Origin of the sequence: Spiroplasma endosymbiont of Lariophagus distinguendus (genome assembly GCF_023846195.1) — a bacterium.
In the GTDB taxonomy this organism is placed as follows: Bacteria; Bacillota_I; Bacilli_A; order Mycoplasmatales; family VBWQ01; genus Spiroplasma_E.
Window position 1 is genome coordinate 1 of sequence record NZ_JALMUW010000015.1, and the last position, 19,396, is coordinate 19,396.

Genomic DNA, 19,396 nt, shown 5'->3' on the forward strand with positions numbered 1-19,396 from the left:
CACTACATAAATATTACTTGTTTTTTAAGATATAAAAATTAAAATATTATATAATATAATGTAAACTTCATTAGGTTTTTACTCATTATTTTCATAAAAAGTAAATGAGTTTTTATTTTTAAAAAAGGAGAAAATTATGAAAAAAAATGCACAAAAAAAAGAAATAAAAAAATTAAAAAAAGAGAAAAAAGAATTAGAAAAAAGTTTGAATCCATTTAACAAAAATTTTAGTCTTAATAATAAAGAAAAGGTATTAAAAGAAATTGCTTTAATCAATGAAAAAATTATTAACTTAAAACAAAAATTATTAGTAGATTATGAAGAAGATTTAGATGAAATTGAAAATGGAAATCTAGAATTTAATTTTAACATCCAACAGTTAAATAATGAAGATCAATATTTAAAAGATAGTACTTTTCTAATAACTAATGATGATATAAATAGTATAAATTCAGAAGAATTAATTAATATGCAATATGGTAAAAAATGTTGTCCACCATGCACAATTTTCTAATTTTAAATATTTTTATATAAAAATTTAAATAATTATTAATAACAACACTTTTATTATTTATAATTTAATTTTTGAATTATAAAATTAAAATAATATATAATATAAAAACAAACTTGATCAAAGTTTTAACCCATTACTTTATTTTAAAAGTAAAGGGTTTTTTATTTTTTAAAAGAGGAGACATTAAAAAATGGATATTAATGATTTAGAAAGAGAAGTTAACTTTATAGCAGATAATTATCATATTATTAATCTTTATTTACATTTTCCAATTGAAACTTATAGTAAAGATTACAATGATATTTTTGACTTTTGACAAAATAATAAAAAAAATACTCAAAATCATCATCAATTTTTAAATAAAAAAATAAAAACTTTAGAATCTTTAAAAAAATTAGAAAATAATTTTATAAATTCAATAAATAACCTATCAAAAAAATTAAATAATAAAAAAATAAATAAAAAAATAAATAAAATAATAAAAGTACTTACTATTGGATTATTTAATTGAAATAAAAAAATAGAAACAAAAATAACTATTTTAACAAAAATCAAAGAAATTAAACAACAAAATTTAGTAAAAATAAATGAACTAATATTACGAATTAACAAAAAAAATATAATTAATAATGTAAATTCAGAAATTAATTTTTCTGTAACAAATAAAAGTAAATCAAATTTATCACAAATATAAAAAACGGACTTCTCCCCACATGTACTTGTGGAGGAAACAATGAAATTGAATGAGTTCAACAATACTTTTCAAACAGAACAAGATTGTTTGAAATATATAGTAAGTTTGAAGGAAAATAAATGTATCAGGTGTTATTGAACAAATTTGAATACTTCTGATTTAAGAAGAATAAGATGTTTGAAATGTCATCAAACATTTAGTATTCTTCATGGCACCATTTTTTACAAGTCACAAATACCTTTGAAATCTTGGTTTTATCTCATCTTTAGATGAATAAACACCAAACATGGAATTCCATCAACTGATGTTGCAAAAGAATTGGGGGTAACTTTGAAAACTGCTTGAAGAATGGGTCATAAAATCAGAACTTGTATTGCCAAACAAGAATCACAATTTATTGTTGAGGGCATAGTGCAAATGGATGAAATGTATCTTTCACATATGGGTTTTAAAAAACAAGGAAGATCCTTGGTGAATAAAACCTTGATTGTTGGTATTTATGAAAAAACAACCAATAAATTAATTGTGAAAGTATTGAAAAATGCAAAAAGTAAAAATCTTTTGCAGTTTGCAAGAAACCACATTTCTTCAAAGTGTCATGTACATACTGATTTTTGAAAAGGATATTGCGATTTTAAATCGGTTTTCACTAAGCATGAAACAGTCAATCATCAAGATAGCTATGTTTCAAAAACTGGTGTAAATACCAACCAAATTGAATCAGTTTGAAAACATATAAGAAGAACATTTAAAACACATATCAAAGTTGCAAAACATCATGTTCATTTATATGCAAAAGAAGCTGCATATAAATTCAATAAGATACCTAGTTTTGAAATTGTAATGCTATGTTTGATTTAAAAATGTGGGGAGAAGTCCGTAGATAGGCTTTTCTCAGCATTTATGTGATAAAATTTAAAAATAGTACATAAAGGGAGAAAAGCCATAAAAAAATTTATATAAAAAAAGTAAATACTTGTTTTTAGTATTTACTTTTTTTAAAGTTATAGTTATTAATAATTTAATTAGATTTTAACCTTCATCAATAATACTTGAAGTTGGTTTAATATTATTAATAGGTGAGTGAATTTTTGCTTTATGTTTATTAAAAATAAAATCATATACTTCAGAATAAAATTCAACTGAAACAATATTTAATTTTTTCTTTACTTCTTCTGGAATATCTTCTAAGTCTTTTATATTAGCTTTTGGAATTAAAATTGTTTTTAGTCCACTACGATGAGCAGAAATTGATTTTTCTTTTAATCCACCAATTGGTAATACATGACCACGAAGTGTAATTTCACCTGTCATACCAATATCTTTTGATACAGGTCTACTTGTCAGAGCAGAAATAATTGCAGTTGTTAAAGTAATACCAGCACTTGGACCATCCTTTGGCACTGCTCCTTCAGGAACATGGATATGAATATCATGTTCTGCAAAGAAAGTATCAGGAATATTGAAAGTAATAGCATTTGCTTTAATATAATCTAAAGCAATAGTAGCAGATTCTTTCATGACCTCACCTAATTTACCAGTTAATACCAAATTACCTTTTCCTTTAAAGTAGTTTACTTCAATTGGTAAGATATCACCACCATATTGAGTATAAGCAAGACCAGTTACCACTCCAATTTGTGATTCATTTTCTTTTTTAGTATAATCGAAAATTTGTTTTCCTAAATAATCTTTAACATTATCAGCAACAATTTCTTCAGTACTAATTTTTTTATTTAAAAGTTTAACAATAAATTTACGAGCAATTTTATTTAATAATCTTTCTAACTGTCGAACACCTGATTCTCTTGTATAATATTTAATTATTTCTTCAATTGAATTTGGTTTAAATTTTAACATTTTATTATTTAAACCAGTAATTTCAATAACACGAGGAATTAAATATTTTTTTGCAATTTCAAGTTTTTCTAATTCTGTATATGAAGAAAGTTCAATAATTTCCATTCGATCTTTTAATGGTTCAGGGATACCTTCCATATAATTAGCTGTTGCTAGAAACATAACTTGTGATAAATCATAATTTTCTTCAATATAATGATCTGAAAAATTAGCATTTTGTTCAGGATCTAATACTTCTAACATAGCACTAGCTGGATCACCACGATAATCAGATGACATTTTATCAATTTCATCTAATAAAAATAATGGATTAATAACTTTAGCACGTTTCATACCTTGGATAATTCTTCCTGGCATCGCACCAATATAAGTTTTACGATGACCACGAATTTCAGATTCATCTTTAACTCCACCAAGTGAAACTTTAACGAAAGTACGCCCCATCGCTTCAGCAATTGATTTAGCTAAAGAAGTCTTACCAACACCAGGAGGGCCAACTAAACAAATAATTTGTGCTGGCATTGCCTTAGCCATTTTTTTAACAGCAAGATATTCAATAATTCTTTCTTTAACTTTTTCTAAACCATAGTGATATTTATCAAGAATTTTTTTTGCATTAATTAAATCAAATTTTTCTTCACTTTTTTGAAATCAAGGTAAAGTCATCATTCAATCAATGTATGTACGAATTATATTTGATTCACTTGAAGCTTGCGGCATATCTTCATAACGACTAATTTCTTCTTTAACACGCGTTTTGATTGCTTCAGGAAACTCTTCTGTTTCTAAGCGTTCTAAATAACGTTTCATTTCATTAGACTTACCATCAATTTCGCCTAATTCTTCTTTAATAGCACGCAATCTTTCTCGTAAATAATATTCACGTTGTTGTTCATCAATACGATCTTTAATTTTAGCCGTTAAATCCTTTTCAATGGCACCAACTTGTTTTTGACCACCAACATCTTTCAATAATAAATCTAAACGTTTATTAATATCAGTTTCTTGTAAAATTTCTTGGCGTTTATTAATAGTTAAAAATGGTAAAAATTGAGCCATTTTATCAATAATTTCACTAGCTTTCATTCCATCGGTGATTTGACTAATTACACCTTGTGGAATTGAACCATGAACATCTAAAATCTGTTGTAAATTATTTACAATTCTTTGAATTAACTCTTCTTCTAATGATTTTGAAACATTAGGACTAACTAAAGTTTCAGCATCTCCTGTATAAAATTTATCATCATAAAACTTAGAAACTTTAACTCTTTGTTGTCCATAAAAAGATACGGTAAGTGTACCATCATTATGACTTTTTTGAATTTGCACTTTACACAAAGTACCATGATTGTAGACTTCACTTAATTGCGGATTATCTACTTTCGGATCCTTTTGCGAAACTAAAATAATTTCTGAATTAAACTTAGCTACCGATTCATTAATTGCCGCTACTGATTTATGTCTGCCAACTTCTAGTTCTATTTCAACTGTTGGGAAAACAAAACTTCCTCTTGTTACTAGTACTGGAATATTAGTAATATTTTTTATCTTCATTGTCTCACCTCAAATAATGTATTAACTGGATTATAATATAAAACATTAGCACTTGCAATAGTTAATTGCTAAAATATCTAATTTTTGATTTATACTATACTATTACAGCAGCACTTATTAATTCATATTTAATTTATACTAGTAGTATTTTATTACATTTATTTTTTTTTTGATAATTTTTACTTTTTGAAAAAAATAAACGATAAAATAACCTAATTATTAAATTGGTAATTAGGTTATATAATAATTATCAAATTAAATTAAGCACTTGTTGTTTGCTTTTGGTTTTTACCGTTACTTTCTCATAATAAATCAAAGGCTTTATTACGTTTTAGGGTAGTAGTAACTAAACTTAAATCTTTAATATTTGCTTTAACTTCTTCAATGCTTATTTTAAATTGGTCGGCAAATGTTGTTAATTGTTTTTGAACTTCTTCTTCGGTAATTTCTATTTTTTCTTGTTTAATAATTTCTTCAATAACTAAAAAATTCTGAAGTTGCATAATTGCATCCTTTTTTATTTCATTAATAATTTCTTCATGAGATAAACCAGTTGCTGCCATATAGTTTTCAATTGTAAAGTTTTGATTAGCTAATTGTTTTTTAAATTCATTTTCTAAACGTTCAGTTTCATTTTTAACAGCAAAACTTGGAATTATTATTTTTGAATCTTTAACAATTTTAGCAATAAGTTCTTCCATAAATTGTTCCTTAATTGTCATTGTTTTTTGTACTTCAATTTGTTTTTTAATATTTTCTAATAATTGTTCAGTAGTAGTAACATCTGGAATGTTAACATCTTTTACTAATTCTTCTAAATCTTCATTAATAACTTTTGTTTTTATTTCGTTTAATTCAATTTCAAATTGTACTAATTGACCTTTTAAATTTGGAACATGATAATCTTCTGGGAAAGTTACTTCAATAGTTTTTTTAGATTTAGGTTCCATACCGATCATTCCTTCTTCAAAACCAGGAATAAATTTACCAGAACCAATTTCTAATTCCATGTTTTTAGCTTCACCGTCAGGGAATTTTTTACCGTCTAAAAAACCAGTGAAATTAAAAACTGCAGTATCATCTTTTTCTAATTTTCCTTTTTCTTTTGGATTAAAAATAGCAAAACGATCTTGTAATAGTTTAATTTGAGTATCAATTTCTTCTTGATTAACAGTTGCTACAGGTTTTACTATATCAATACCACGATATTTACCAATAGTAATTTCTGCTGGTAAATCAAATACAAACATTATTTCACACTCTTTAATAGTAGATTTTTCCACATTAACTTCGGGTTGATTAGTAGGCACTAAGTTAGGTTTTTGTTTTAAGGCAAAATCATAAGCAATAGTAATAACTGCTTTAGTTGCTGTTTGTAAAGTTTGTTCTTCAGTTACATGTTTTTTAGCCATTTTAGTAGGAACTTTTCCTTTACGAAATCCAGGAATTTCTACTTGTGCAATCAATTTATTTTCAGCTTTTGCCAATTGATCTTTTCAAGTTTTAGTATCAATGGTAACATGTCATTTTCCAAGACCATTTTTTTCATCTTTTATAATATTTAATGTCATTTTTCAAATCTCTCCTTATGTAATTTGTTGTTGAATCATAATACTTAAGTATTTTTTTATTAAAGTAGTAGTAGTTTTAAATTTTTTAGCACTTTCTACTAATTTTACACTAATAAACTGGAAACTACAAGCACGAATATACAAAGCAGCTGCTAATGCTGCTGCTTGATTTTTATTAGGTAATGTTGGAAACAAATTCTCAAAATAACTATCCAATAAAAACAAGCAAATACCATAAATACCTGGATTATCAATATGAACTTCATCTTCAAATATTTTTGTAATTTTTAAATAAACGAGTGATTCCTGTCATTGTGTTATTTTTTTTGGATTAATTTTAAATGTATCATGACCTTTTATTACTTCTATTTCTTCATCAATACCTTGATTATTTAATATAAATAATAGTTGTGTTTTATTTATATTATTTATATTTTTATTTGTAAGATAAATCTTAATTGTTGGCAAAATTAACCTAGCATTATGACTTTGTAAATAATAAAATGCCACCGGATGAAGATCTTCATCAAATGGATTCATTAATACACGACTTATTCTCTCTAAATTTCACTCATGACTTTCATTTTTACTATTTAATCTAATATGAGTAGTAATATTATGATGTAACTCTTGTAATGTAATTTCATGATGAATAGGAATATAAGGCATCTCTAATTCATGTTTGACCAACTTCATTGCTTGATCTCATTTATTTTCACTAATGAGGTGGTTAATTTTACCAATAATGTCTTGATAATAATTGTCATGATTTATCATTATTTAGTTAAACCTTCTTAGTATTTTAAAATTTAATGGCGCCCACGAGAAGATTCGAACTTCTGACCCCCGCCTTAGAAGGGCGGTGCTCTATCCACTGAGCTACGTGGGCATAACATTTACCATAAGTAATCTTAACTTGTTTGATTAAAAAATGCAATTATTAATTGGTTACTTTTCAATAAAAAAATAATATTATTATATTTAATATTATTTTGATATTTCATTATGTACTTTTAAGCAATAATTTTTTTAAAAAAAATAAAATATTTTCATTTTTTTATATTATAATAATTTTTGTAATTTAATAATTGTTCATTCCTAATATAGAAATTATTTCTATATTAGGATTTTTATTAAATTAAATATTGAAAAAGAAAAGGAAAAAAATATTATGTCTAGTGAAATAAGTACAAAAAGAAAAGTAATTGCTGGTGTCACAATAACTACAGGAACATTAACAACAACTGCAGGAATAACAGCAGCTTGTATTGCTGCAGCACCTATGACTGGTGGTGCTTTATTATTACCAGCTGCTATTGGTGGAATTGCTGTTGGTACAACTTTAATAGCTAGTGGAATGGCTACTACTACAAATTTTGGAAGAAAAGAATCAAGAATTAACAAATTTTTAAGAACAAATCCTACTATCCCCACAGTAAGAGTATCAAAAGAAAATGTTAATCCTAATGACATTAAAGAATCACGATTTAACGAATTTTTAAGAACCTGTTTGGAATCTTTTATAAAATAACGTAAAATGACTATATATTTTAAGATAAGGGGTATATATGCATAAAAATTATCCAAGTCATGTTACTAAAGAACAATTTGAGAACATAAGATCAATTTTAGAAAATAGCAAAAAGAAAACAAAACCAAGAAATTTAGATTTATATGAAGTATTTTGTGCAGTTTTATATGTATTAAAAAGTGGATGTCAATGAAGAATGTTACCAAAAAATTTTCCAAAATGACAAACTGTATATTATTATTTTCAAATTTGAAGTAAAAATAGTGATAAAGAACCTAGCACTTGACAAGTAATTTTAAAAAAAATTAGTTAGAAAAGTTCGTATCAATAATGGTAGAAAAGAACAAACTAGTTTTTGTATAATTGATTCACAAAGTGTTAAGAACACAGATACTGCTAAAAATAAAGGTTATGATGCTGGTAAAAAAATTTCAGGAATAAAGCGTCATATTGCTGTTGATTCTCAAGGCTTACCACATGCAATTTACATAACCACAGCAGAAAAAACAGATCGTAACAGTGCTATAATAATGATTGAAAATGAAAAAGAAAATTTATCTAAAGTTCAAAAAATACTAGTAGATGCTGGTTATACTGGTGAAAAATTTGCTTTTAAAATCAAAACAATCATAAATGCAAATGTTGAAGTTATCAAACGTAATGAATTACATTCTTTTGTATTATTGCCAAAAAGATGAGTTGTAGAACGAAGTTTTGCATGATTAGAAAAATGCAGAAGATTATGAAAAAATTGTGAAAGAAAATTAAATACTAGCTTACAAATGGTTGTTCTTTCCTTTATTTCAATTTTATTAAAAAGATCCTAAACAGGTTCTAAGATTAAGTGGTTTTGTTTTTACAAAAAGAGTATCAAAAGCAAATATTACTCCTGATTACATTAAAGTATCTAATGAACTAGCAAATTCATCAAAAGAACCAGTTATGAGAACCAGAAGTTTAACAGTAACTTCTGTCTAAAAAGAAAACAAATTACATATTCATTTAAAAAATATTAAATTATAATTCATAAAATGTATAATATAACAAAAATAATTAATTTATATTATAATTACTTTATAATTTAATAAATGTTCATACCTAATATAGAAATAATTTCTATATTAGGATTTTTATTAAATTAAATTTAAATGAAAAGGACAAAGATTAAAAGATATGCTTACAAAAAATCAAATATTATTTAGCAAAGCAGAACTTAAAGAGCTTACTAAAACACAAATACAATCATTTACAAACACTGTCAATAAACAAGAAATTGATAAATTTATTTTAAGTATCATTAAAGCAAATGATAATAATGGGTTACCAATTTGAAGACAATTATTGCAACTATTAAGTCCATATCAAGTTTCAACAATTAACACCAACTTAATTCCCTTATTTACAAAAAATAATTTACTGCTTTATGCTTTTTCAAAAAAACAAATGAAAGCACTTACAACAAAACAAATTCAAGCATTTACAACAGAACAAATAAAAAATTTCAGTTATAATAAGTTTTCGCTACTAGAAAAAGGAATAAGAAAAGCATTAAAAACAATTAATAATCAATTAACAATAGAATATGATTTTTATGAATTTAAATTTCAAATTGAATCATTAACTCCAAAACAATTAGAATGATTTACTTCTAATCAAAAGGCAGCATTTACCAAAGAACAAATACAAGTTTTTACAAAAGAACAAAAAAAAGCTTTTAATAAACCATCTATACAAACAAGAAATCAACAATTAAATTCAAATTTTAATGTGAATAATATAAATGCTATTTTTGAAACCGAATCATTACCTAAAACAAATAATCCAATAATACCTTCATGATAAAAAGTAATGCCTAAATATTAGGCATTACTTTTTATTGCAATTAAATTATTTTGTTTTTATTTTTTATAACTAAAATTTCATACTTTTTTTATATAAGAATAAGAATAAGAATTTTAATTAAGTTATAATTAAAATATGAAATTTGATTAAACATTAGAATAATGATTTAATATATTTTAATTAAAATATAGTTATTATTGTCAATTATTTAGTATTAAGAGAGGGAAAAATATATGAATCAAGATTTGCAAAAACTTTTCCATGAAATGGATTTTAATGATGTTAATAATGAATTTAATCATGCTACTATTAAAAAAGTACAATATTTTCATCATAATCAACAAGTAATAATTACCATCAACTTACCTAATTTTCTAACAACTACTACTTTAAAAAGTTTTGAACAACATTTTGAAAAATTACCTGTTTCGAATATTAGTGTCGATTTTAATGTTTCCCTTACTGCTGATGAATCAACTGTATTAACATATTTTCATTATATTAAAACTCATAAATTGCAACTATTAGCTGGCATTTATTATTCTTTACCCGACTCAGCAATTAATTATAAAAATAATATTATTACCATTACTATTCATAATAGTATTGAAGAAAAATTAATAACTAATGAATTTTTACAATTTATTAACTACTTTCAACAATATGGTTTTAAAAAAATTCAATTAAAAACTAAAATAAATAAAGCAGAGCAACCATTTATTAGTTATGAAAATGAATCTAAAGCAGAAATTAGCAAAATTACTAACAATTTAAAAACTAAAATTCCTAACAACAATATAAGTAAAAATTTTAATACAACTACTTATCGCAAAAAAGCAAAAGTTAATTTAGAAATAACAGACCCAACTCATAGCATTAAAGATATCATTGGCGATGAACCCAATATTATTATTAGTGGTAAAGTTTTTAAAATTAATAAATTTTTAACTAAAACTCAAAAATGATTTTATTCATTTTGAATTACTGATTATAGTGATGCAATTACTTGCAAAGCATTTATTAATAGCGATCAACCAGATGAGAAATTTGATAATATTAAAGTTGATGATTGAATAAAAATTAATGCTAATAGTCGTTATGATAATTATAGTAAAGAACAAGTACTATGAATTGATGATTTAATTATTGATTTAAATAATAAAAATACTAACAATAATGATGATGCTAAAACTAAAAGAATTGAATTTCATACTCATACTAAAATGAGTGCTATGGATGGTATTACTTCAGCAAGTGATTATATTAATCAAGTAGCTAAATGAGGACACCAAGCAATTGGTTTTACTGATCACTTAAATGTACAAGCATACCCAGATATTGCTAATGCCGCTAAAAAACATCCAAACTTAAAAGTAATGTATGGTGTTGAAATGGATTTAATCCCCAATAATATTAGTATTACTAAAAATAATATTAATACACCATTATTAGATTTAGAATACATTGTTCTTGACTTAGAAACAACTGGTTTATCAACCAATTACCACGAAATTATTGAATTTGGTTATACAATTGTTAAAGACAATATGATTTTAAAACAAGATACAATTTTAATTAAACCGAATAATCCCGTACCTGAACATATTACTGAACTTACTAGTATTACCAATGTTATGTTAAAAGATAAACAAACATTACAACAAATATTGCCAACAATTATTGAAATAATTGGCAATAAAACAATAGTTGCTCATAATGCTAACTTTGACTTTGATTTTTTACAAGCAGCAATGAAACAATTGGGTTTTATGCCTTTAAATAATCCTGTCATTGATACTTTGCAATTATCTAGAGCAATTCTACCACAACTAAAATATTATCGATTAGGTACTATTTGTCGTACTTATGGCATTAAATATGATGATGAAATTGCCCACCGTGCTGATTATGATGCTAATGTATTAGCACAAGTATTTTTAAAAATGTTACAACAATTAAAAATAGAATTTAATTGTATTAATTTACAAGAAATTAATAACTTAATTAATGAACAAATTAATTTTAAACTTCGTGGTGAACATATTACTATTTTTGCAAAAAATCAATTAGGATTAAAAGATTTATATCAATTAGTTTCACTATCTCATACAAAGTATTTTTATAAAACACCAAAAATCATATCAGAAGCAATTAATGAAAATAGAAAAGAATTATTAATTGGTAGTAGTTGTATAAATGGTGCTGTTTTTGAAACAGCATTAAATAAAAGTGAAGAAGAACTAATTAAAATAATGAAATGATTTGATTTTATTGAAATCCAACCACCTGCTGTTTATAAACACTTAATACAATTAGGAAATATTACTAAAGAACAATTACATGATACTATTAAAAAAATTATTAATAATGCTCTTAAATTAAATAAATTAGTAATTGCTACTAGCGATGCCCACTATTTACATCCCCATGAAAAAATGTATCGTGATGTTATTATTAATAGTAAAGCAATTGGTGGTTTGTTACACCCATTATTTGATCGTAAAGGTAAAGTTACATCATATCCCGATCAACATTTAAGAACTACTAATCAAATGTTAACAGAATTTAACTTTTTAGATGACCCTAATTTAATTAATGATATTGTTATTAATAATCCTTTGCAATTAGCAAAACAATTTGAAATGGTTAAACCAATTAAAGATGGCTTATTTACACCAAGTATTGTTAATGTTGATACTAAATTACGTAATCTTTGTTATGAACAAGCATGAAATCGTTACGGTAATCCATTACCAACATATGTAGAAAAACGTTTAACTCGCGAATTAGATGCAATTATTACTCATGGTTTTGCTGTTGTTTATTGAATTGCACACAAATTAGTAGAAAAATCTTTACAAGATGGTTATCTTGTTGGTAGTCGTGGCTCAGTTGGTTCATCTTTAGTAGCTACTTTTGCTAATATTACTGAGGTTAACCCACTACAACCACACTATTTATGCCCACAATGTAAAACTAGTGAATTTATTAGTAATGGTTCTTATAAGTGTGGTTATGATTTACCAAAAAAAATATGTTCACAATGCAATATTGATTTAATTACTGATGGTCATGATATTCCTTTTGAAACATTCTTAGGATTTGATGGTGATAAAACACCTGATATTGATTTAAACTTTTCTGGTGAATATCAAAATAAAGCTCATGATTTTACTAAAGAAATGTTTGGTGAAGAAAATGTTTTTCGTGCTGGAACAATTTCAACAATTGCCAATAAAACAGCTTATGGTTATGTTAAAGCTTATGCAGAAAAAATTGGTCAATCAGATATGCGTGCAGCAAAACTAGAGTTACTAAGTCAAGGATGTGTTGGTATTAAAAGAACAACTGGTCAACATCCTGGTGGTATTATTGTTGTACCAAAAGAATATAATATTAACGATTTTACACCAATTAATTTTCCAGCTGATGATACTAGTTCTACATGAAAAACTACCCACTTTGATTTTAATGCTATTCATGATAATTTATTAAAATTAGATATTCTAGGTCACGTTGATCCAACAGCATTAAAAATGTTAGAAAATTTAAGTGGTATTGATCCAAAAACTATTCCTAATCAAGATGAAAAAGTTTTATCATTATTTTCTAATTTAAGTGCCTTAAATATTACTAGTGATGATTTACTTGGCGAAAAAACAGGAGCAATTGGTATCCCTGAATTTGGTACTGGTTTTGTTCGTAAAATGTTAAGTGATACATTACCTACTTCATTTTCTGAATTAGTACAAATATCTGGTTTATCACATGGTACTGATGTTTGATTAAATAATGCTGATGAATTAATTTCACAACAAGGTTTAAAACTAAAAGATGTAATTGGTTGTCGTGATGATATTATGACTTATTTAGTATATCAAGGCTTACCAGCAAAAATTGCCTTTAACATTATGGAAGATGTCCGTAAAGGAAAAGGCATTAAACAAGAATATGAAAAGTTAATGCAAGAAAAGAAAGTTCCTAATTGATACATTCAATCTTGCAAAAAAATTAAATATATGTTTCCTAAAGCACACGCTACTGCTTATGTATTAATGGCATGAAGAGTAGCTTGATTTAAAGTTTATTATCCGCATGAATATTATGCTACTTATTTTACAACAAGATGTGAAATTTTTGATATTAAAACTATGTTACAAGGCATTGGTGCTATTACTAATAAATTAAAAGATATTAATAACAGATTAAGAAAAAATGATGGTCAAAAAAATACAGTTACTACTAAAGAAAAAGATTTAATCCCATTATTAGAAGTAGCATTAGAAATGAATGCTAGAAATATTAAATTTAGCAATATTAGTTTAGAACATTCTGATGCTAAACTTTTTCAAGTTAAAATAATAAATGGTGAAAAACAAATTCTACCACCTTTTATTACTTTAGATGGATTGGGTGAAATTGTGGCTAATTCAATTGTTAAAGCAAGGAGTGAACAAGCAATTACTTCAAAAAATGATTTACAACTACGAACTAATATTACTAAAACTAATTATCAACTATTAAATGAGTTAGGAGTATTAGAACATTTAGAAGAAAATACACAATTAATGTTAGAATTATAATACAAAGAAAAAAGAAAAGATGTGGGATTATTATGTATAAATTAAGTAACAAAGCCAACTTTTATATACGTTTATCTGCATTAATAATGATAATTTTATTTTTAATTATTGATTTAATTAGTGCAATATATTATCCAATGGAAAAATTTGAAGATTTAGGATATGGTGAACGAGTAAGTAACTACTATGCTTTTTTTACTACTGAGAGTAATTATATGGTTGTTATTTATTTTTGTGTTTATTTATTTGATTCTTATTTTCGTGGTACTAAACCAAGTTTTCAAACTCGATTAGCAGTAACTGTTTATATTACTATTACGATGTTAGTATTTTGAATAGGTATTTTTACTGCTGAGCAAGATCCAAAACAATACAGTGCTTATAATTGAATTGCAACATTAATTTTACACTTATTAATGCCAATAATTATGATTACTAGCTTTATTGTTACATCAGGTCATCAATATATTAATATGAAACAACAACATAAAATATATTTATGATTAATTGTTATTTATCCAGCAATTTATTGTATTGTTATTCTAATTAGAGGTCATTTACGTTATTTAGATTTTATAGAAACTGGTCATCCACCAAGAGATACATGATATCCATATTTTTTCTTTGATTATTCAAATGGTGAATATGGATGATTAATCGCTGCTAGTGCCGTTGTTTTTGGTTTAGTTTTCAGTTTACAATATTTTTATATTTGAATTAATAACTTAATGTTCAAACGTTATCAAACTTCTGAACATCGTTTATATGATTTTTATCAAAAAATATTACGTCAACTTAATAAAAAAAAGAAAAGCAAAATTAAAAAGAAAAGAAAAAATTAAAAATTTAAAACATATCTTATATTCCTTACATGATAAATATTATTGATATAATTAAATAAAAAAGAAAAGTTAGGTGATTGTAATTGAAAATTAACTTGAAAACAATGTTAAAACATGCACAAATTAACAAATACGCAATCCCAAGTTTTAACTTTGATAATTTAGAAATGTTAATTGCAATTACTAATGCAGCCGAAAAACAAAAAGCACCAATATGTTTAATGATAACACCTAACACTATTAATTGTATTGATTTAAAATATGTACTTGCTATTACTAACAATGTTATTAATCGTGCAAAAGTACCAATTTTTTTACAACTAGACCACTGTCTTGATCCACACTTTATTAAAACTAAAATTACATCTGATTTTAGTTCAGTTATGTTAAATTACAGCAACTATCCAATTAAAGAAAATATTGAAAAAACTAAAGATATTGTTCATTTTGCTGCTCCTTTGGGTATTGTTGTTGAATCAGAGATTTTTTACAATAATACAAAAGGAGATATTACTAATGATATTAATTTAATTGAACAAGCAATATTATTTAGAAATAAAACTAATATTAATGGTCTTGTATTTACTGCTATCAATAGTCATCATCAAGATAATAGACAAGATTTAAAAATTTCTCTAATTAAAGAAATTGCTATTAAAATGCCTGAAATTTTTTTAGTATTACATGATAATGTTACTATTAATAATGAACAATTAGCTCTAGCAATTAAAGCTGGTATTACTAAAGTTAATATTAGCAGTGATTTAAGAAAGATTTATGTTGAAAGTCTAAAAAAAAGTTTGCAAACTAACTATAATTTATCTAATATTAATACCTTAATAGAAAATGCAATGATAGCTATTCAGAAATTTGTTGAAGAAAAAATAATTCTCTTAGGAGCAAATAATCGATATAAATTTTAGTTTTTATACTTATAGATTTTATTTCAAAATAAAAAGTGAACAATATTGTTCACTTAAAATAGTTACTATTTTATTTTTTTAAAATATAAATAATTAAGAAAATTGCTCAAAACTTTTTCATTCAAATTTATTATCCTATTTATAATAGGATTTTATTATAAAGTAAAGATTAAAAAAATATATCTTTAATAGTAATAGCAATAAAGATAACTAAAAATAATATAGCTCCAGCAATACTGACAATAATTTTATATTTTTCATTTAATTTTTTTCTTGTTACCGCTTCAACTGCATTTTCAACAAATTTATAACCATCCAATGGCGGAATTGGTAACATATTTAATAAAAATAAATTAGATGATAATAATGCTGCTCAACGAAAATATGTACTTGCTGCTTGTGTTGATGATAAATCAGGATTTAAAAAACTATTAGTTGATTTAACAATACCAACAGGTCCTGATAAATTTTGTCAATGAAAAGTAACTAATTGTCCTAATGCTTGTAAAAGACTGTAACTATCTTTAAAAGTATCAATGATACCATTACTAATAACTTGCCCTGCATTTAAATAATAACTACCTTGACTAACACCAATGAATAGCACCCCTTTTTGTTCTACAGGTTTAAAAGTAACAGTTTTATCGTCTTTATTATCAAAAGTAATTTTGTAATCAGCAATAACTGTACCATTAGTAGTCTTTTTATTATATTTACTTAATCATGTTTGTAAATCATAATATGATTTAATTGATTGTTTAGATTCAATATCACCAGTATTATAAATACTAGTAATAGCATCAGTATCTAAAATTGGTAAACTTGGATTATCTTTATTATATTTTTGAACAGCTTCATATAATGGTCCTGTTGTTGCATAGGTTGGTGGCAAGTTAGGATCATATTTATGTGGATAAATTCCATATCCAATCATTAATAAAATAAAAGCTAATAATAAATTCATTAGTGCACCTGCACTAATGAAAGCTGCTTTTTTACCACGTTGCAAGTTTTCCATCATTCGTTTACTATCAATTACTTCATCTTCTCGTCCTTTAGGAGCATCAGCAATTTCTGAAGCAATAGAAACATAACCACCCAATGGTAATAGTCTTAAAGTATAACGTGTTTCTTTTTTACCTCACTGCAAAAGTTTTGGTCCCATACCAATAGCAAATTCATATACATATGCTCCTGATAATTTAGCAATTACAAAATGAGCAAATTCATGCAAGGTAATTAAAAATAATATTGTAAATAAACCAATTAAAATGGCTAAAAATATATACATAACTTCATCCTTAAATTTTATATATTAAGCAATAGCTGCTAGAGTAATTAGAAAACCAAAAATAACTACTGTTGAAAATGAATCTAAACGATCTAATAATCCTCCATGTCCAGGTAGAATATTTGAAAAATCCTTAACATGATAATTACGTTTCAAATAAGAAAATAATAAATCACCCATTTGACTAGCAATTGAAAGAATAAAACTAGTAGCAAAATAAGCAATATAGATTGGTGCTTTACTATTAACTTCTAAAAAAGGTAAGGGATTATAATTACTTGTTTCTAAAAAAACAGTTACTGTTATCATACTTAAAATAATTGCTGTTATTAAACCAGTAATAGCACCTTCTCAAGTTTTATTTGGTGATACACTTGGTGCCATTTTTGTTTTACCATAAATTATACCACCAATAAAAGCACCAACATCATTAGACATAACAATAATGAATAAAAACAATAATGTTGGTCATCCTAGTTTTGAAAGTTTAATTTCTGATAACATTAAAAAATTAACAGCTTTAACAACAAACACTAAATAAATAATTCAAGTAAAAATAAAAATAACATCACTTAATTGAAAATTTTTACTTCGTCAAGCAATTAAAATAAAAATACAAATGAAAAATAATAAAATTAATAAAGTCATTCAAGTTTCAAATCAATAATGATTATAAATATATGGACCAAAAGTTTCTTTACCAAGCGGAACTCATAAAAGTATGACTCCTGTTAAAATTATAGAAATTTTAAGTACAATTGATCAATTTGATTCTTTTTTTAAATTAATAATTTCTCATAAACAACCAATAAAAATTAAAGTATTAATTATCATAAATGTATAGGCTGATCACTGTGGTTTATTACCAAAAATTGGTTCTAAATAAACTGCCCCAATAAACATTCATAATACACCACAAGCAATTAACATAAAGCTTGTAAGAATACGATTTCGATAGGTTCTAAAAAAATTACTAAGTTTTGCAAAAAAAGAAACTTTAGATTTTATATTTTCTTTATTTATTATCTTTTTTTTCACAATATTTAACCCCTAACTATTTATTGCTTTATTGCTAAATTTTCATTAAATCGGCTTTTTTATTGTTTTCTATTAATACAAGTTCTTTAATTTTACTATCAGTTAAATCTTGAATTGTAGTTTCTGCATGCTTTTCTTGATCTTCTGGTAATTTTATTTTTTTCAGATTTTGAACAGCATCACGTCGACAATTACGGATTTTAACTTTATATTCTTCAGTTTTTTTACTCAAATCTTTAACTAAAGTTTTACGAACGTCTTCTGTTAATTGTGGGAAAATTAAACGTATATTCTCTGCTTCGCTTTTAATTTGTAATTTCAAATCAGCTTTTGTAACAGCTTCTGTAATGTCTTTAATTAAACTACGATCATATGGTTTAATTAATAATTGATGTGCTTCTGCTACTTTAACTTGGGCAATATTACTTAAACTATCAACACCACCATAACATCTAACATTAATTCCTTCTAAGATATTAGGATTAGCTCTTCCGGTGCGAATTTTGTTAATTTCATTTTTATAACGTAAAATTATTTCATTCATCAGATTTGTGGCTTCTAAAATAATAACTTCCATATTTGTTTTCCTCCTAGTTAATAATTTTAAGTTGTTTTTAAATCAAACTATAAAAATTATATAATAATTTTTATTAAAACCAATGGAAAACTATTTAAAAAAATAAAAAACATCATTAATTAATGATGTTTTTTATTAATATCTTTGGATTTTATTTTCATCATTGTTTAAATCAACTAATATAAAAATACCACCAATAATACCTAATGCAGCACCAAAGATAATTCCTAATATTGCTAAAGCAATTTTTTGATCAGTAGTCGCTTCACCTTTACTTACTTTTTTGTATAAAATAAAACCGGGTATTGTTCATAATAAAGGAATTATAAATATTGATTCTAAAATAAAAACAATAAATATTAATATACTTCCTGCTTTTAACATTTTTTTCTCCTTCTTTAATTTTTATAATTAATAATATCACTTAATAAAATTGAAATATACAATTGTGTCCTCACTTAAAGTTTAGTTTTTTAACTTATAAATGTTATCACTTTAATTACTATTAATTTCAAATGTCTAATTATTAATAATTTTCATTTATATTAATAGTAACAAAAAAATATGATAATG

16 protein-coding genes and 1 tRNA gene are annotated in these 19,396 nt (G+C 24.8%); 9 read left to right on the top strand and 8 right to left on the bottom strand.

Annotated elements, in window-relative coordinates; all coding sequences use genetic code 4:
• Positions 1–136: 136 nt before the first annotated feature.
• From M0D11_RS07345 to M0D11_RS07355, 3 genes are all read left to right on the top strand, one after another.
• On the top strand, positions 137–514 hold the full coding sequence (locus M0D11_RS07345; protein ID WP_252319699.1) for a hypothetical protein: 378 nt from the start codon (positions 137–139) through the stop codon (positions 512–514).
• Positions 515–704: 190 nt separating this feature from the next.
• Positions 705–1,208, top strand: a complete 504-nt coding sequence (locus M0D11_RS07350) for a hypothetical protein (protein ID WP_252319701.1) — start codon at positions 705–707, stop codon at positions 1,206–1,208.
• A gap of 240 nt (positions 1,209–1,448) precedes the next feature.
• A complete protein-coding gene (locus M0D11_RS07355; protein WP_252318950.1) occupies positions 1,449–2,069 on the top strand; it encodes an IS1595 family transposase in 621 nt (206 codons plus the stop codon).
• A 171-nt stretch (positions 2,070–2,240) separates the two neighbouring features.
• Here the strand turns inward: M0D11_RS07355 and lon are convergent, their stop codons facing one another.
• The 4 genes from lon to M0D11_RS07375 form a co-directional block, all read right to left on the bottom strand.
• Positions 2,241–4,625, bottom strand: a complete 2,385-nt coding sequence (gene lon, locus M0D11_RS07360) for an endopeptidase La (protein ID WP_252319703.1) — start codon at positions 4,623–4,625, stop codon at positions 2,241–2,243.
• Between the two features lie 260 nt (positions 4,626–4,885).
• Positions 4,886–6,196, bottom strand: coding sequence for a trigger factor (gene tig, locus M0D11_RS07365; protein ID WP_252319705.1), 1,311 nt, complete (start codon positions 6,194–6,196; stop codon positions 4,886–4,888).
• A gap of 15 nt (positions 6,197–6,211) precedes the next feature.
• Positions 6,212–6,973 (bottom strand): DUF3196 family protein, encoded by a 762-nt coding sequence (locus M0D11_RS07370; RefSeq protein WP_252319707.1) that lies wholly within the window; start codon positions 6,971–6,973, stop codon positions 6,212–6,214.
• Between the two features lie 36 nt (positions 6,974–7,009).
• Positions 7,010–7,085 (bottom strand) — tRNA-Arg (locus M0D11_RS07375).
• A 282-nt stretch (positions 7,086–7,367) separates the two neighbouring features.
• On the opposite strand from M0D11_RS07375, the gene M0D11_RS07380 reads away from it, so the two are divergent.
• From M0D11_RS07380 to M0D11_RS07405, 6 genes are all read left to right on the top strand, one after another.
• Complete coding sequence (locus M0D11_RS07380; protein ID WP_252319709.1) at positions 7,368–7,727, top strand: hypothetical protein; 360 nt, start codon at positions 7,368–7,370, stop codon at positions 7,725–7,727.
• Between the two features lie 37 nt (positions 7,728–7,764).
• Positions 7,765–8,554, top strand: a protein-coding gene (locus tag M0D11_RS07385) for an IS5 family transposase (RefSeq protein WP_368862531.1) whose coding sequence is annotated in 2 segments (ribosomal slippage) — positions 7,765–8,033 and positions 8,032–8,554 — 792 coding nt in all. Because the reading frame shifts where the segments join, the coding sequence is not laid out codon by codon here.
• A 346-nt stretch (positions 8,555–8,900) separates the two neighbouring features.
• On the top strand, positions 8,901–9,569 hold the full coding sequence (locus M0D11_RS07390; RefSeq protein WP_252319721.1) for a hypothetical protein: 669 nt from the start codon (positions 8,901–8,903) through the stop codon (positions 9,567–9,569).
• A gap of 233 nt (positions 9,570–9,802) precedes the next feature.
• Positions 9,803–14,152, top strand: a complete 4,350-nt coding sequence (locus M0D11_RS07395) for a PolC-type DNA polymerase III (RefSeq protein ID WP_252319723.1) — start codon at positions 9,803–9,805, stop codon at positions 14,150–14,152.
• Between the two features lie 32 nt (positions 14,153–14,184).
• Positions 14,185–14,994 (top strand): Pr6Pr family membrane protein, encoded by an 810-nt coding sequence (locus tag M0D11_RS07400; RefSeq protein WP_252319725.1) that lies wholly within the window; start codon positions 14,185–14,187, stop codon positions 14,992–14,994.
• An 83-nt stretch (positions 14,995–15,077) separates the two neighbouring features.
• Positions 15,078–15,917 carry a class II fructose-bisphosphate aldolase gene (locus M0D11_RS07405; protein WP_252319727.1) on the top strand — a complete coding sequence of 280 codons (840 nt, stop codon included), beginning with the start codon at positions 15,078–15,080 and terminating at the stop codon, positions 15,915–15,917.
• Between the two features lie 169 nt (positions 15,918–16,086).
• Here the strand turns inward: M0D11_RS07405 and M0D11_RS07410 are convergent, their stop codons facing one another.
• The 4 genes from M0D11_RS07410 to M0D11_RS07425 form a co-directional block, all read right to left on the bottom strand.
• Positions 16,087–17,208 carry a site-2 protease family protein gene (locus M0D11_RS07410; RefSeq protein WP_252319729.1) on the bottom strand — a complete coding sequence of 374 codons (1,122 nt, stop codon included), beginning with the start codon at positions 17,206–17,208 and terminating at the stop codon, positions 16,087–16,089.
• 24 nt (positions 17,209–17,232) lie between these two features.
• Positions 17,233–18,246: a phosphatidate cytidylyltransferase gene (locus tag M0D11_RS07415; protein WP_252319731.1), complete on the bottom strand. Its 1,014-nt coding sequence runs from the start codon at positions 18,244–18,246 to the stop codon at positions 17,233–17,235.
• A gap of 34 nt (positions 18,247–18,280) precedes the next feature.
• Positions 18,281–18,823 (bottom strand): ribosome-recycling factor, encoded by a 543-nt coding sequence (locus M0D11_RS07420; RefSeq protein ID WP_252319733.1) that lies wholly within the window; start codon positions 18,821–18,823, stop codon positions 18,281–18,283.
• Between the two features lie 135 nt (positions 18,824–18,958).
• Positions 18,959–19,207: a hypothetical protein gene (locus M0D11_RS07425; RefSeq protein ID WP_252319735.1), complete on the bottom strand. Its 249-nt coding sequence runs from the start codon at positions 19,205–19,207 to the stop codon at positions 18,959–18,961.
• Positions 19,208–19,396: the final 189 nt, after the last annotated feature.